Below are 15969 nucleotides of genomic sequence, written 5' to 3'. Positions count from 1 at the left end.
CGCCGGGCGGCGTGAGCGCCGCCGGCGCGCCGCGCCTGGGCGGGCGGCGAAGACGAGGGGCTCGCATGGGCCCCGCAGAAAACGAAAATGGAGCGTGATTCATGAGTCAGCGAATTGCATACGTAACCGGCGGAATGGGTGGCATCGGCACCGGTATTTGTCAGCGCCTTCACAAACAGGGCTTCAAGGTGGTCGCCGGCTGCGGGCCGAACTCGCCGCGCCGCGTGACATGGCTCGAGCAGCAAAAGGCGCTCGGCTTCGAGTTCGTCGCCTCGGAGGGCAATGTCGGCGATTGGGAATCGACCAAGGATGCGTTCGACAAGGTCAAGGCCGAAGTCGGCGAAGTCGACATTCTCGTCAACAATGCGGGCATTACGCGCGATGTCGTGTTTCGCAAGATGACGCATGAAGACTGGACCGCGGTCATCGACACGAACCTCACGAGCCTTTTCAACGTGACGAAGCAGGTCATCGACGGAATGGTCGAGCGCGGATTCGGGCGTGTCATCAACATTTCGTCGGTCAACGGCCAGAAAGGGCAGTTCGGCCAGACCAACTATTCGACGGCGAAGGCCGGCATCCACGGCTTTACGATGGCGCTCGCGCAGGAAGTGGCGACCAAGGGCGTGACCGTCAATACGGTTTCGCCGGGCTATATCGGAACGGATATGGTCAAGTCGATTCGCTCGGACGTGCTCGAGAAGATCATTGCGACGATTCCCGTGCGCCGGCTGGGCACGCCGGACGAGATAGCGTCGATCGTGGCGTGGCTCGCATCGGACGAGTCCGGCTTTGCCACGGGTGCCGACTTCTCGTTGAATGGCGGTTTGCACATGGGCTGACGCGGGGGCGGCTGGCAGGCTTTCACGCCCCGGCCGTTTTTCGCATCAGAGCGTTTCGGTTTCGGGGGTCCGGCCTGCCCGCGTTGCGCGGGCAGGCGCGCGGGCGCCATTACAGCGCTGCGTTTGCGTTTGCGTTCATAAAGAAGGCGTACATGTCGACTACAAAGAAAACAGCCGAGCGATTCATCAAAAAATATCCGAACCGCCGGCTCTATGACACGGAGACGAGCACCTACATCACGTTGAGTGACGTGAAGCAACTCGTGCTCGAGCAGGAGGAGTTCAAGGTCATCGACGCCAAGACCAACGAAGATCTGACGCGCAGCATTTTGCTGCAGATCATCCTCGAGGAGGAAAGCGGCGGCGTACCGATGTTCTCGTCGTCGATGCTCTCGCAGATCATCCGTTTTTACGGGCATGCGATGCAGGGCATGATGGGGACCTACCTGGAAAAGAACATCCAGGCCTTCATCGACATCCAGAACAAGCTCACCGAGCAATCGAAGAATCTTTACGAAGGCAATGCGCTCAACCCCGAAGTCTGGTCCCAGTTCATGAACATGCAGGCGCCGATGATGCAGGGCATGATGACGAGCTACATCGAACAGTCGAAGAACATGTTCGTCCAGTTGCAAGAGCAGATGCAGAACCAGGCGAAGACCATGTTCAGCACGTTTCCGTTCAACAAGCCGGGCAGCGCCGGGCCCGAGCCCGAGAAAAAGTAACCCGCGCTCGACGCCCGAACGCCCGGCCAGCCTCAGCCCAGATGTCCCAGGAGCGCATCGGCGACGGCTTCGGGCGCTTCGCGCGGCGGAAAATGCCCGACTCCGTCGAGCACGATGCGTCGGTAGCCCCCTGTGAAATGGCGCTCCTGGCCGGCGGAAAGCTCCGGTTCGTCGCACCCGTCCGCGCCGCCCTGGATCATCAGCGTAGGTGTCGACAGCGTTTCGATTGCATGCAGCCGCAACCGTAGCGGCTCGTAATCGGGGTCGGTCAGGTCGCCCGTGCACCAGCGCGTGCGGTAGCCGTTGAGCGTGATTTCCGCCCAGTCGGGATTGTCGAAGGCGCGTGCGGTCGCCTCGAATTCCGCGTTGTCGAACCAGCCCGGCGGGGACCACGTTTCCCACTGGATCCGGGCGAAGCCTTTCGGGTCCCGTCGCACCGCGGCCGGGCCATCGTCGAGCGTCATGAACCATTGATACCAGAAGCGGCGCGCCTGAGCGAACGTGTCGGGCAGCTCGAAAGCGCCTTTCGGCTGAAAGGCCAGGGCGATAGCCGCGATACGCTTCACGCGTTCCGGAAGGAGCGCCGCGAGCGTGTAGGCCACGCGAGCGCCCCAATCGTGGCCGATCACATCGAAACGCGCGATACCGAGCGCGTCGGCCAGATCGATGGCGTCCTGTGCCAATGCGACGCCAGTGCCGTCGCGCATCGTGTCGTTGCGCAGGAAACGCGTCGCGCCGAACCCGCGTAATTCGGGCACGATGGTGCGCCATCCCGCGGCGTTGAGCCGCGGGGCGATGCCGAGCCAGGCGCGCGCCGAATCGGGCCAGCCGTGCAGCAGCAGAACCGGCGGACCGTCGGTCGGGCCCGTGTCCGTGTAGGCGATATCGAGTTTGGCGGTTCGAACGTGACGTGGATGATCGAGCATCGCTTTTCTCCGCGGAAAATCGTGCAGGATGGGGCGGGCCGGGGCCGCGCAGTTCAGAAAGGTTACCGCAGAGCGCGCATGAGTGCGCTGCGTCGGGCCGAGCCGGCGCCGGTGCGACGCGGTACAATACGCGGCTTTCCGTCATATCGGACAACGGGCCGGAACGCGCGTCGTTCGCAGCCTTTCCCCGCTACGCGCCATTCGTTCCTGTTATCGCTGGATCCATCACATGCCCCAGAGTTCTTCTCCCGTCGCGGCTATGCCTACGCCTGCGGCCCCCAAGGTCGGTTTCGTCTCGCTCGGCTGCCCGAAGGCCCTCGTCGACTCCGAGCAGATCATTACGCAGCTGCGGGCGGAGGGCTACGAGATTTCCGGCACCTACGACGGAGCCGATCTCGTAGTAGTCAACACCTGCGGTTTCATCGACGAGGCGGTGCAGGAAAGCCTCGACGCCATCGGCGAAGCGCTGACGGAAAACGGTAAGGTCATCGTGACCGGTTGCCTCGGCGCGAAAAAGAGCGCAAGCGGCTCGGGCCTGATAGAAGAGGTCCATCCGAAAGTCCTGGCCGTGACGGGGCCGCACGCGCTGGGCGAGGTCATGCAGGCGGTGCACAGCCATTTGCCGAAACCACACGATCCGTTCGTCGACCTCGTTCCGCCGGCCGGTATCAAGCTGACACCGCGGCACTATGCCTATCTGAAGATTTCCGAAGGCTGCAATCATCGCTGCAGCTTTTGCATCATCCCGTCGATGCGCGGCGACCTGGTCTCGCGTCCGGTCGCCGAAGTCATGCTCGAGGCGGAAAATCTCTTCAAGTCGGGAGTGAAGGAGCTGCTCGTCATCTCGCAGGACACGAGCGCCTACGGGGTCGACGTCAAATTCCGCACGGGCTTCTGGAACGGCCGCCCCCTCAAGACGCGCATGACCGAGCTCGTCGGCGCCCTCGGCGAATTGGCCGCACAGTACGGCGCCTGGGTGCGGCTGCACTACGTCTACCCGTACCCGCATGTCGACGAGATCATTCCGATGATGGCCGAGGGGCCATACCAAGGCCATTTGCTGCCCTACCTCGATGTGCCGTTCCAGCATGCCGATCCGCAGGTGCTCAAGCGCATGAAGCGCCCCGCCAACGCCGAGCGCACATTGGAGCGTGTGGCGGCCTGGCGACGCATGTGCCCCGATCTCACGATCCGCAGCACGTTCATCGCAGGATTCCCCGGCGAGACGGAAGCGCAATTCGAGACGCTCCTCGAATTCATTCGGGCCGCGGAGCTCGATCGCGTCGGCTGCTTCGCGTACTCTCCTGTCGAGGGTGCAAGTGCGAACGAGCTCGATGGCGCGCTGCCCGACGAAGTCCGCGAGGCGCGCCGCGCGCGTTTCATGGAAGTGGCCGAGGAAGTGTCGGCCAAGCGCATGACGCGCAAGGTCGGCAAGACGGTCAAGGTGCTCATCGACGAAGTTCATGCCGAAGGCGGGATCGGCCGTACGGCTGCCGACGCGCCGGAGATCGACGGCGTCGTCTACGTCGCGCCGGTTACGAAGGCGTCGAAGCGCTACAAGGTCGGCGAGTTCGTGTCGGTCCGGATCACGGGCGCCGACGGCCACGATCTATGGGGAGAGGTCTGAACGGCGGGTCCCCGCCGATCCCCGACATTCGCCGCACTTCGCTGCCTTGATGTATCGGCATCGTACCGACAACCTCGACTACGGAGACAGCAATGCAACGTGAAGTGGTGATAGTGAGCGGTGTACGCACGGCGATCGGCGATTTCGGCGGCAGCCTCAAGGACTTTGCGCCGACCGAGCTCGGCGCGCGCGTCGTCAAGGAAGCGCTTCGCCGTGCGGGAGTATCGGGCGAGGACGTTGGGCACGTCGTTTTCGGCAACGTGATTCAAACCGAGCCGAAGGACATGTATCTCGCGCGCGTGGCGGCGCTCAACGCCGGTGTGGCGCAGCATGCACCGGCCATGACGGTCAACCGGCTATGCGGTTCGGGCCTGCAGGCGATCGTATCCGCCGCGCAAAGCATCTTGCTCGGCGACGCCGAGATTGCCGTTGCAGGCGGCGCCGAGAGCATGAGCCGGGCGCCTTATATCGCGCCGGCCGCCCGCTTCGGACAGCGCATGGGCGACGCGCGCTTCGTCGACATGATGCTCGGCGCGCTGCACGATCCGTTCGAGTCGTTTCATATGGGTGTGACCGCCGAAAACGTGGCCCGCCGGTACGGCATCACGCGTGAAATGCAGGACGCGCTCGCGGTCGAATCGCACCGGCGCGCTTCGCGCGCCATCCGCGAAGGCTACTTCCGCGATCAAATCCTGCCCATCGCATCGCAGGGCAAGAAAGGCGAAACGATCTTCGATACGGACGAGCACGTTCGTCATGACACGTCGGCCGCCGATCTCGCGCGCCTGAGGCCCGTCTATCAGAAAGAGGGCGGAACGGTGACGGCCGGCAACGCATCGGGTATCAATGATGGCGCCGGCGCGCTCGTGCTGATGGAGCATGGTACGGCCAAGGCGCGCGGGATCGCGCCGCTCGCGCGGCTCGTCGCGTACGGGCACGCGGGTGTCGACCCCGCCTACATGGGCATCGGACCTGTGCCGGCCACACGCCAAGCGCTCGAGCGCGCCAGGCTGCAAGTGAGCGATCTCGATGTGATCGAAGCAAACGAGGCGTTCGCTGCACAGGCCTGCGCGGTATCGGCCGAGCTCGACTTCGATCCGGCCAAGGTCAACCCGAACGGCTCGGGCATTTCGCTCGGGCATCCGATCGGCGCAACCGGTGCCATCATCGCGGTCAAGACGATCTACGAACTGGCTCGCAGCGGCGGGCGCTACGGCCTCGCGACGATGTGCATCGGCGGCGGCCAGGGTATCGCCGCGATCTTCGAGCGGATTTGAAGGGCGAGGGGCCGCTTCTTTACTCTTCCAACATCAACCGAACATGACCGATTCGAAATCTAAGCGCGCGCCGCAAACGCGCGTCGTCCATCCCGACATCGAGCTCGCACCCGGCTTTGCGTCGTTCGCCGCGCCGGTCATGCGGGCGTCGACCGTCGTTTTTCCCGATCTGGCGGCCGTTCGCGCGGCCGATTGGCGCGACGAATCGCAATGGCGTTACGGGCTGCATGCCACGCCGACCTCGGCGGCGCTCGCCCAGCGCATTGCCGCGATCGAGGGCGGGCAGTACGCACTGCTGCAACCGTCGGGTCTGGCCGCCATTTCGAACGTCTACTTCGGGATCGTGAAGGCTGGAGACGACGTGCTCATTCCCGATAACGTCTATTCGCCCAATCGCGACCATGGAGAATGGCTCGCGCGCGATTTCGGCGTGACGGTCCGCTACTACGATCCGCTCGTGGGCGCAGGGATTGCCGATCTGATCCAGCCCAATACACGGCTCATCTGGATCGAGGCGCCGGGTTCGGTGACGATGGAAGTACCGGACGTGCGGGCGATCGTGTCGGCCGCGCGCGAGCGTAACGTCGTGACCGCCATCGACAACACCTACTCGGCGGGCCTCGCCTTCCGTCCATTGGAACTGGGCGTCGACATCTCGGTTCAAGCATTGACCAAGTATCAGTCGGGCGGCAGCGATGTGCTCATGGGGGCGACGATCACGATCGATCGCGACTTGCATTTGAAGCTCAAGCAAGCGCGCATGCGTCTCGGCGTCGGTGTTTCGGCCGACGACTGCTCGCTCGTTTTGCGCAGTCTGCCGAGCATGAAGGCGCGCTTCGAAACGCATGACCGCACGGCGCTTGCGCTGGCGCGCTGGCTCGAGACGCGAGGCGAGATCGCGGCAGTGCTGCATCCGGCCTTCGAGGATTGCCCGGGGCACGAGGTGTTCATGCGCGAGTTCACTGGCGCGGGCGGGCTGTTCTCGGTCGTCTTCGATGCGCGCTACAGCCCGGCGCAAATCGACGCGTTCGTCGAGGCACTCGAACTCTTTGCAATCGGCTGGAGTTGGGGCGGGGCGCACAGCCTCGCCATGCCCTACGACGTGGCGAAGATGCGGACTGCCTCGCAATGGCCGCATCGTGGCACGCTGGTACGCTTTTATGCAGGCCTGGAAGACGAGTTGGACCTTCGAGCCGACATCGAGCGGGCAATGGCGTCGGCTCTCGGCTGATAGTGGTATCGATGACGGGCGTGCGCCGTCATCGTCGCATCAGGGCGTGGGTTCGAGCAGGCGCAAGAGCCCATCGAGTCCCACGTGATTGAACGCCACGTCCGCCGCGGCACGCACGACAGGCTTGGCGCGAAACGCGACGGACAACCCCGCCTCCGCCATCATCTCCAGGTCGTTCGAGCCGTCGCCGAGGACGATCGCCCGCGAGGTGGGAATCCCGAGTTTGTCGCAGGTTTCCCGAACGGTCCGTGCCTTGACGCTCGCGTTCACGATTTCCCCGATCACCTTGCCCGTCAGCTTGCCGTCCACGATTTCGAGCGAATTGGCTCGTGTGAAATCGAGGCTCAGGCGTGATTTCAATCGATCGGTAAAAAAGGTGAACCCGCCCGAGACCAGCAACGTACGCATGCCCGCGGCCTGCGCCGCTGCAAGCATCGTTTGCGCGCCAGGAGAAAGCTGTAACCGTTGCGCATAAACCTGATCGAGCGCACTGGCATCGAGCCCCTCGAGCAGCGCTACGCGGGCGACCAGGCTTTCGTTGAAGTTCTTGATCTCGCCGCGCATCGCTGCCTCCGTGATGGCGGACACCTCGGCCTTCAGGCCGCAGAAATCGGCGATTTCGTCGATGCATTCGATCGTGATCAGCGTCGAATCCATATCCATGGCGACGAGCCCGAAATCGCGCCAGCCCAGGCCCGGCCGAACGAACGCATAATCGAGAGCGTGCGTTTCGCAGTAAGCCTCGATATCGCCGCGTTGAGCTTCGTCGGCCTCGACGATGCGCACGGCGCGGGCATCGATCGGCTCGGCGTGCTTGCCGTGGGCGAGAGCAACGAGCGGTTTGAGATGGGCGGCCGGGAGCGGCTCGGTGCTCTGGATGACGAGGTTCATGGCGATGCAAAGAGGGGAGTTGCCGGGCCGCGCGATGCGAGCCTTTCGAAAATCCGCCTATTGTAGCGGTAGCCGCGCGGCCGAGCATCACATTGCCGTCCAAGCTTAGCTGGGCGAGGAATACAAGCGGGACAAGCCCCGATCGCTTTCGTCCAACGATGTGCCGCAGTTGGCGTTAGACTGGCATCGCATCGTCCAGCGGTCACTGAAATCGCATCGTTGCATGACACGCCGTCGTGCGCAGCTCGAAAAGGAGGTGCCAGCATGAGTGTTCACCGCAGCTCGTTTATTGAATCGTCTGCCGCTTGGGCTCGCGTCGCCGTATGCGCCGCGGCTCTCTCGAGTGTCGCCGCATACGCCGCGCCGCCCATCACGGTGACGTCGAAGGCACCCGCCGACGGGCCGATCAAATACACGGTCAAGGTTGCGTCGAAGGTCTTCGGCAACGTTCAGGAAACGCGCACGATCAGCTCGGGGCAGACCGACGACTACAACTGGAAGACGGCACCGCCCGGCGGCGCCGTTGCAGTCCCGGAGAATTGTCCGAATCGTTCCGAGATGACGCTCGATCCCAACGGCGCGGCGATGCGCTCGCTCAGCATCCGGCTCGCGCCGGTCGTGGCGGCTGACGGTACGGCCACCATGCAGATGAGCGTGCAGGGCACGGCGCCCAAAGGCAAGGCTGCGATGAAGGCGGGGGGTAAGACGTTGCAGTGTCCGCAACTCGCGACCCTCAGTCAGATCGTGCGCTTCACGATGCCGACCAACGGCAGCGCGAAGATGATTGGCCTGAGCGACGGCTCCAAGGTGACCGTCTCGGCGCAACGCTGACGGCCCGCATAGGCCGCATCAGGCCGTCTCTCGCTCGCTCAGACGTGCGGCAAGAAACCGGTGCTCGGGGGAGAAAAGACGCCTGTACGTCAGCAGGACCGCGCCCAGGGTGCCGAGCGCGGATGCGGCTGCAATCAGAAACATGATGACGATTTGATACCGGACTGCCTGCAGCGGAGGTTGCCCCGCGAGCACTTGTCCGGTCATCATGCCGGGCAGGCTCACGACGCCGACTACGCTCATCTGGTTCAGCGTTGGGATCATGCCTGCGCGCACGGCCTCGCGGGCCGGCGCCCGCGCAGCCTCCCAGCGCGTCGCGCCGAGCGCCAGCGCCATTTCCACGCGATCGCGCCGCGCGGTCAATGCCTCCGTCATGCGCTCGATCGCGAGCGATACACCGGTCAGCGTATTGCCGAGAATCATGCCGAGGATCGGAATCGCATACTGCGGTGCATACCAGGGATGAATGCGGATCACGGCGAAAAGACCGATTGCCGCGACGAGCCAGGCGCTGAGCCAGATCGATACGACGCTGTCCACGCGCTGGCCGCGATAGCTGTGCGTGCCGCGGGATGCCCCCGCGAACCCGGCGACGAGCGTCATCAATGCCATGAGCGGCAAGACCACGTACCAGTGGTCGAATCGGAAGACCCAGCCGAGCACGTAACCGATCGCGAGCAACTGCACGACGGTCCGTATGGCCGCGAGCGCGAGCTTGCGACCCAAGCCGAGCGAGAGCGCGGCGGACACCGCGCCGTTGACGACGATGAGCAGCGTCGCGATGGCCACATCGGCGAGGCTCAACGCTTGAAGCGGGGCGTTCATCGATGGATCTCCTCACAGGCGTTCAAGCGCCCCGCCTGCATCGTGAGCCGGCTCGTGCCGACGCGGCCTGCCTGCGCCGGGTCGTGCGAGACCCACATCGACGCACGCGCGTGTTCGCCGGCCCAAAACCAGTCGTCGACGAGCGCCTCGACGGCCTGTGTCGTTTGGGGATCGAGCGAGGCGGTCGGTTCGTCGAGGAGCAGGACCTCGGGATCGAGCTGCAGGACACGGATCAATGCCGTGAGCTGGGCTTCGCCGCCGGAGAGTTCGCTCGCGCGTTTATCGAGAAAACCGACCGTGCGACCCGCGCGCTTGGCGAGGTATGCGGCTCGCGCGCGATCGAATCGCCGATCGCGGTACACGCCGAGCAGGTACGGGTAGCGCAGGTTGTCTTCGACGGTGCCGTCGACCAGGGCGGGCCGTTGCTTCACATAGGCGATGCTCGAGCGATAGCGCGGGATGGTTTTTCGGTCGACATCGCGGCCATGCCAGCAGATGCGCCCGGCCTCGAGCGGATCGAGCAGCGCCAGTGCGCGCAGCAAGACGCTTTTCCCGGCTCCAGATGGACCGGTTACCGCGATGCGCTCGCCGGCCGCCAATGCGAAGTCGGTCGAAAACAGCAATGTCTCCGCGGTGCGCGCATCGCGGCGAACGATGCCGAACGTCTGCACGAGGGGAAGGGCGGACATCGGAGAAAATTCGTCAAGTGGGGATGAAATGCGATGCGGACCGGCGCCGGTGCCGCCTGACCGCCATGCTGCTGCGACATGATAGACGATCGGATCGGCCAGCGCGGCCGCCGTTTTCGCGCGGCACACTCCTTGCTGAATTTCGGGTCATGATGGTCGCGCATCGGGCGGCTGCCGAGTTCGTCGCCGTTCGCGTACGCCGGAGTCCTTATGCCGATTCGATCCGTTCCGCGTACTGCCGGCAAGGTGCTTGCCTGGACACTTGCCGTTATCGTCGTGCTTATCGCCGTGCTTGCGGTGGCGCTCGTCACATTCGACTGGAACCGCGCGCGGCCGTGGGTGGACGATAAGGTTTCGCAAGCCATCGGCCGCCCGTTCGCGATCAACGGCGATCTGCGCGTCTCCTGGCATCGGCCTGCCAGCGAGCACGGATGGCGCGCGTGGGTGCCGTGGCCGCGATTTTCGGCCCATCGCGTGAGCATCGGCAATCCCGACTGGACACACGCGCCGCAGTTCGCAACGGCCGACGAGATTTCCTTCACGGTCGAGATGCTGCCGCTTCTCGCTCATACGATCTCGGTGCCGTCGATCGATCTCGTGAGCCCCTCGATCGACCTCGAGCGCCTGGCCGACGGGCGCGAGAACTGGACGTTCACGCTGCCCAAATCGAAGAATCCGACGCGCTGGACGGTACGCCTTGCCAATCTCGGCTTCTCGAAAGGCCAGATCGCGCTGAATGACGCGCTCAAGAAAATCGATCTCGCAATCGGTGTGGATACGCTGGGCAAACCGCTCGCGATAGGCGATGTGCTCAAGCAGCAAGAGGCGGCCTCGCGCGAAAGCGCAGCGCACACCGTTGGGCAGGGAGGCGCTCGCAAGCTGGCGGCGCAAAAGAAGGGTCCCGCGGTTGCGTCCGAAGCGTCGGCCGCGGCGGCGTCGGCAGCCTCCGCGGTGCCGACGAGCGAGGCGCAGGAAGTGTCGAAGCCCGCTCCCAATCCGCGCGATCTTTACGCGCTGGGATTTACGGCAAAGGGGCACTATCGGACGACCGCGGTCGAGGGCAGCGGCAAGCTGGGCAGCGTGCTGTCGCTGCGCGACGCGCATCGACCTTTCCCCTTGCAAGTCGATGTCAAGGTGGGCGACACGCGGCTCGCGCTCGTCGGAACGCTGACCGATCCGCTGCATCTGGCTGCGCTCGATGTGCGGCTGTGGTTGCAAGGCGCGAGTTTGTCGCACCTTTACCCGATCCTCGGCGTGACGCTACCGGACACGCCGCCTTACGCGACGGATGGGCGGCTCGCGGGGCACATCAGGACCGGCGACACGGTGCTGACCTATAGCGGCTTCACCGGACGCGTCGGCGAGAGCGATCTGGAAGGAACGCTGAGCTATAGCGGGCGCGACTCGCGGCCGCTGTTGACGGGCAACGTGGAGTCGCGTCTGCTGCGTTTCGCGGACCTCGCGCCCGTCGTGGGCGCAGATACGAACGCCAGCAAGGCGCGCCGCGGGGCGGCCGTGAAACAGCCGGCCGATCGGGCTTTGCCGGTCGAGTCGTTCAAGACCGACCGGTGGCATGCGATCGATGCCAACGTGACGTTCACGGGCAAACGCATCATCAGGAATCCCGATCTTCCCGTGACCGATCTCTATACGCACGTGCTGCTGAAAGGCGGCGCGCTGACATTCGCTCCGCTGCGTTTCGGCGTGGCCGGCGGCACGCTGGCGTCGGAGCTGCATCTGGATGGCAGTGCGGTCCCGCTGAAGGCCCGCATGTCGCTGTCGGCGCGCCATTTGAAGCTCAAGCAGTTGTTCCCGAAGCAAAAGAGCATGGAGTCGGCCTTGGGCGAGGTGAATGGCGATGCGGCGCTGTCGGCCACCGGCAATTCGCCGGCGGCGCTGGCTGCGACGATCGACGGGGAAACGAAAGTGCTCGTCACGGATGGGACCGTGAGCCAGTTGCTGATGGAAGAGGCGGGACTCAACGTCGCCAATATCGTCTATGAAAAGCTTTTCGGACACCGTAACGTCAATATCCGCTGCGGCGCGGCGGATTTCACGGCAACCAACGGCGTGCTCGAATCGAAGACTTTCGCCATCGACACGGACGACGCGTTGATCTCCATGAACGGTCACATCGATTTGCGCAACGAAACGATGGATCTCACGATTCATCCGCATACGAAGGGGTTGCGGGTGGTTTCGCTGCGTTCGCCGCTCTACGTGAAGGGTACGTTCAAACATCCCGACGTCGGCGTGAGCAAGGGGGCGCTGATCTTGCGCGCAGGCGCCGCAGTGGGGCTGGGGCTCATCAATCCGTTCGCCGCGCTGATCCCGCTCATCGCGCCGAGCCACAACAAGGACGTGCCGTGTGCCGCGCTGATGGCGAACATGCGGGAGGCCCCGAGCGCGCCGCCGCCCGGCGCGAAAACGGCCAGCCCGGCGCCACGTGCGGCCAGCGCACCCGGCGGCGCGGCGGTTCAACCGGAAGCGCAAGCGCAGCACGGTGGGTGATGTCGCCGAAACTTGTTAAAATTACGAGTTTTTCGTCGAACACCACTCTGAGGGCCTCGCCGTGCTGTCTACCGCCAATATCACCATGCAATTCGGGCCGAAGCCGCTCTTCGAGAACATCTCCGTCAAGTTCGGCGAAGGCAACCGGTACGGCCTCATTGGCGCGAACGGCTGCGGGAAATCGACGTTCATGAAGATATTGGGCAGCGATCTCGAGCCGAGCTCGGGCACCGTCATGCTCGAGCCGAACGTGCGGCTGGGCAAGCTGCGCCAGGATCAGTTCGCGTATGAGGAAATGCGCGTTCTCGATGTCGTCATGATGGGCCATACCGAAATGTGGGCCGCGATGACCGAACGCGATGCGATCTACGCCAACCCGGAGGCGACGGACGACGACTACATGCACGCGGCGGAGCTCGAGGCGAAGTTCGCCGAATATGGCGGCTACACCGCCGAAGCGCGGGCCGGCGAGCTGCTGCTCGGCATCGGCATTCATATCGACGATCACAACGGACCGATGAGCAACATCGCGCCGGGCTGGAAACTGCGCGTGCTGCTGGCGCAGGCGTTGTTTTCGAATCCGGACGTACTGCTGCTCGACGAGCCGACCAACAACCTCGACATCAATTCGATCCGCTGGCTCGAGAATGTGCTCAACGAGTACAACTCGACGATGATCATCATTTCGCACGATCGGCATTTCCTGAACCAGGTCTGCACCCATATGGCGGACATGGATTACGGCACGCTGAAGGTTTATCCCGGCAATTACGACGACTACATGCTGGCGTCGGCGCAAGCCCGCGAGCGGCAAGCGGCCGCGAATGCCAAGGCGAAGGAGCGCATTGCCGATCTGCAGGACTTCGTGCGGCGCTTTTCGGCCAACAAGTCGAAAGCTAGACAAGCCACGAGCCGCCTCAAGCAGATCGACAAGATCAAGATCGAGGAATTCAAACCGTCGTCACGGCAGAACCCGTTTATCCGCTTCGAGTACGAAAAGAAGCTGCACAACATCGCGGTGGTGGCCGAAGGCATCACAAAGCGCTACGACCGGACGATTTTCGAGAACTTCAGCATCAGCGTACAGCCCGCTGAACGTATCGCGATCATCGGCGAGAACGGCGCCGGCAAAACGACGTTGCTGCGCGCACTACATGGCAACCTGGCGCTCGACGGCGGTCGCGTCAAATGGGCCGAAAACGCCAATATCGGTTATATGCCTCAGGATACGTACGAGGAATTTCCGGACGACGTGACGCTGACCGAGTGGATCGATGCCTACCGTAAGGAGGGCGACGACGATCAAATGGTGCGCGGCACGCTCGGGCGGTTGCTTTTCAATGCGGATGACATCAGGAAGTCGGTAAAGGTGCTGTCGGGCGGTGAAAAGGGGCGCATGATCTGGGGCAAGCTGATGCTGGGCCGGCACAACGTGCTGCTGATGGACGAGCCGACGAACCATATGGATATGGAATCGATCGAATCGTTGCAGGTCGCACTCGATAAATTCGACGGCACGCTGATCTTCGTTTCACACGATCGGGAGTTCGTGAGCGGCCTTGCGAACCGCATCATCGAGGTGCGAACCGATGGCACGCTGTATGACTTCGGCGGCAATTACGAGGACTTCCTGGCCAGCCAGGGAGTCGAGTAACCGTTCGCGTACGCCTTTCGTGAGTGCCTCTCGCTCGAATGGCGTACGGACGTCGTCGCGACGCCGCCGCGCGTAAAATGCTCTGATCGCCTTGCGAGACGGAATTCGACATGAAAACGTACGAGCACCTGTATATCGGCGGCAAGTGGCTGAAGCCGTCGTCAAGCGGCACGATCGACGTAATCGATTCAGGCACCGAAGCGGTCATGGGCCGCATTCCCGAAGGCGCGGCGGCCGATGCCGAGGCGGCCGTCGAGGCTGCGAAGCTCGCGTTCGAATCATGGGCCGCCACGCCCGCCGTCACGCGGGCCGAGTATCTGCAAAAGATTGCCGATGGGCTCAAAGCCCGCACCGAGGAGCTCACGCAGCTGATCTGCGGCGAGGTCGGCATGCCCATCAAGCTCGTGCGCGCGATCCAGGTTGGCTCGCCCGTCTATCACTGGAACGCGTACGCGAAACTGGCTCGAGAATTCGCATTCGAAGAACGCGTGGGCAACTCGCTCGTGGTGCGCGAGCCGGTCGGCGTGGTCGCTGCCATCACCCCCTGGAACTATCCGCTCAACCAGATCACGCTCAAAGTGGCTGCGGCGCTTGCCGCAGGCTGCACCGTTGTCCTGAAACCCTCCGAAATCGCGCCCCTCAACGCATTCGTGCTGGCCGAAGTCATTCACGATGCAGGATTGCCGGCGGGCGTGTTCAATCTCGTGAGCGGCTACGGGGCGGTCGTCGGCGAGATCATCGCAAGCCATCCCTTCGTGGACATGGTCTCGTTTACGGGGTCCACGCGCGCGGGTAAGCGCGTAGCCGAACTCGCCGCGGCAACCGTGAAACGCGTCGCGCTCGAACTCGGCGGGAAATCGGCTTCGCTGATTCTCGACGATGCGGACTTTTCCACAGCCGTCAAGACTACCGTTTCCGACAGCTTCCTGAATGCCGGCCAGACCTGCTCCGCGCATACGCGCATGCTCGTGCCCGAGTCGCGCTACGAGGAGGTACGTGAACTCGCGAAGCGGGCGGCCGAAGCCTATGTGCCGGGCGACCCCCGTAGCGAAACGACGCGCCTGGGCGCGCTGGCTTCAGCTGCGCAACAGGCCCGTGTGCGCGCCTATATCGAGCGTGGCATGGAAGAGGGCGCGGAACTGGTGACGGGTGGCCCCGGCATGCCCGAAGGGTTGTCGAAAGGCTTTTTCGTCAAGCCGACCGTCTTCGGCCGCGTCCATCCGAAGGCGACCATCGCGCAGGAGGAAATCTTCGGCCCCGTACTCTCGATCCTGACTTACAAGGACGAGGAAGAGGCCGTTCGGATCGCCAACGATTCGCCCTACGGCCTTGCCGGCGCGGTCTGGGCGGGCGACGACGAGCGGGCGCATCGTGTTGCGCGGCGCATTCGGACGGGGCAGATCGACATCAATGGCGGCGACTGGAATATGCAAGCGCCTTTCGGGGGCTTCAAACAGTCGGGCTACGGTCGGGAAAACGGTACGTTCGGCCTCGAAGAGTACCTCGAATACAAGTCGCTGCAATTCAAGCAGCCGAAGCCGGCCGGCTGACTGGGCTGACCAGTCGGCATCCGCTCGGCGCGCAGTTCGTGCACGGCTCGCTCGGGCCGAGCCGGGCGAGCCTATAGCTTGTCGTACTGAAAGCGCATGGCGGTGCCTTCCTTCTCGATGCGCACCCAGACGGCACGCTTTTCCTCGTTGCTCATGAAAACCCAGTTCGAGACCTCGGTTGCCGTGCGTCCGCAGCCCTTGCAGATGTCGTCGAAAAGCGTAGAACACACGCCGATGCACGGGCTGTCCGGGACATCATGGAGATTGGAGGCCATTTGAAACCTTGGTAATAGACAGATCAGGCGCTATGGTAGCCCATACGCGCGGCACGCTTTTCCGTTCGCGCTGTCTCCCGAATGGGTATCGGAGGTCGCGGACAAGACCGGCCGA

Annotated in this window: 14 protein-coding genes; 9 read left to right on the top strand and 5 right to left on the bottom strand. The window is 63.7% G+C overall.

All coding sequences use genetic code 11. The annotated features are described in order from the left end of the window. The first annotated feature begins 101 nt into the window (after positions 1-101). A complete protein-coding gene (locus ACR9ZC_RS17510; RefSeq protein WP_331569754.1) occupies positions 102-842 on the top strand; it encodes a 3-ketoacyl-ACP reductase in 741 nt (246 codons plus the stop codon). Positions 843-994: 152 nt separating this feature from the next. Next, complete coding sequence (phaR, locus tag ACR9ZC_RS17505) at positions 995-1567, top strand: polyhydroxyalkanoate synthesis repressor PhaR (RefSeq protein WP_331569752.1); 573 nt, start codon at positions 995-997, stop codon at positions 1565-1567. Between the two features lie 32 nt (positions 1568-1599). Here phaR and ACR9ZC_RS17500 read toward each other — a convergent pair whose 3' ends face one another. Then, positions 1600-2493 (bottom strand): alpha/beta fold hydrolase, encoded by an 894-nt coding sequence (locus ACR9ZC_RS17500; protein ID WP_481581264.1) that lies wholly within the window; start codon positions 2491-2493, stop codon positions 1600-1602. Between the two features lie 229 nt (positions 2494-2722). On the opposite strand from ACR9ZC_RS17500, the gene rimO reads away from it, so the two are divergent. The 3 genes from rimO (at position 2723) to ACR9ZC_RS17485 (ending at position 6628) form a co-directional block, all read left to right on the top strand. Further along, positions 2723-4120, top strand: coding sequence for a 30S ribosomal protein S12 methylthiotransferase RimO (gene rimO, locus ACR9ZC_RS17495; protein WP_481581263.1), 1398 nt, complete (start codon positions 2723-2725; stop codon positions 4118-4120). A 92-nt stretch (positions 4121-4212) separates the two neighbouring features. Further along, positions 4213-5397: a beta-ketothiolase BktB gene (gene bktB, locus ACR9ZC_RS17490; RefSeq protein ID WP_481581262.1), complete on the top strand. Its 1185-nt coding sequence runs from the start codon at positions 4213-4215 to the stop codon at positions 5395-5397. Positions 5398-5440: 43 nt separating this feature from the next. After that, entirely contained in the window at positions 5441-6628 is a 1188-nt protein-coding gene (locus ACR9ZC_RS17485) for a cystathionine beta-lyase (RefSeq protein WP_481581261.1), read from the top strand. Between the two features lie 39 nt (positions 6629-6667). Here the strand turns inward: ACR9ZC_RS17485 and serB are convergent, their stop codons facing one another. Further along, on the bottom strand, positions 6668-7519 hold the full coding sequence (serB, locus tag ACR9ZC_RS17480) for a phosphoserine phosphatase SerB (protein WP_481581260.1): 852 nt from the start codon (positions 7517-7519) through the stop codon (positions 6668-6670). Positions 7520-7783: 264 nt separating this feature from the next. Between serB and ACR9ZC_RS17475 the strand changes: the two genes are divergently transcribed. Continuing rightward, positions 7784-8350 (top strand): DUF6013 family protein, encoded by a 567-nt coding sequence (locus tag ACR9ZC_RS17475; protein WP_481581259.1) that lies wholly within the window; start codon positions 7784-7786, stop codon positions 8348-8350. 18 nt (positions 8351-8368) lie between these two features. On the opposite strand, the gene ACR9ZC_RS17470 is transcribed toward ACR9ZC_RS17475, so the two are convergent. Next, positions 8369-9175 carry an ABC transporter permease gene (locus ACR9ZC_RS17470; protein WP_481581258.1) on the bottom strand — a complete coding sequence of 269 codons (807 nt, stop codon included), beginning with the start codon at positions 9173-9175 and terminating at the stop codon, positions 8369-8371. Then, positions 9172-9864, bottom strand: coding sequence for an ABC transporter ATP-binding protein (locus tag ACR9ZC_RS17465; RefSeq protein ID WP_481581257.1), 693 nt, complete (start codon positions 9862-9864; stop codon positions 9172-9174). The genes ACR9ZC_RS17470 and ACR9ZC_RS17465 overlap by 4 nt, the downstream gene beginning before the upstream one ends. A 210-nt stretch (positions 9865-10074) precedes the next feature. Between ACR9ZC_RS17465 and ACR9ZC_RS17460 the strand changes: the two genes are divergently transcribed. From ACR9ZC_RS17460 to ACR9ZC_RS17450, 3 genes are all read left to right on the top strand, one after another. Further along, on the top strand, positions 10075-12375 hold the full coding sequence (locus ACR9ZC_RS17460; RefSeq protein WP_481581256.1) for an AsmA family protein: 2301 nt from the start codon (positions 10075-10077) through the stop codon (positions 12373-12375). Between the two features lie 61 nt (positions 12376-12436). Continuing rightward, complete coding sequence (locus ACR9ZC_RS17455) at positions 12437-14029, top strand: ABC-F family ATPase (protein WP_331569732.1); 1593 nt, start codon at positions 12437-12439, stop codon at positions 14027-14029. A gap of 110 nt (positions 14030-14139) precedes the next feature. After that, entirely contained in the window at positions 14140-15579 is a 1440-nt protein-coding gene (locus ACR9ZC_RS17450; RefSeq protein ID WP_481581255.1) for an aldehyde dehydrogenase family protein, read from the top strand. A 71-nt stretch (positions 15580-15650) separates the two neighbouring features. Here the strand turns inward: ACR9ZC_RS17450 and ACR9ZC_RS17445 are convergent, their stop codons facing one another. Then, positions 15651-15854 carry a DUF1289 domain-containing protein gene (locus ACR9ZC_RS17445; RefSeq protein WP_331569728.1) on the bottom strand — a complete coding sequence of 68 codons (204 nt, stop codon included), beginning with the start codon at positions 15852-15854 and terminating at the stop codon, positions 15651-15653. Between the last annotated feature and the right edge of the window lie 115 nt (positions 15855-15969).

The sequence above is a fragment of the Trinickia sp. HAY1-2D genome, assembly GCF_056754935.1.
This window is presented reverse-complemented; position numbering and strand designations above follow the sequence as displayed.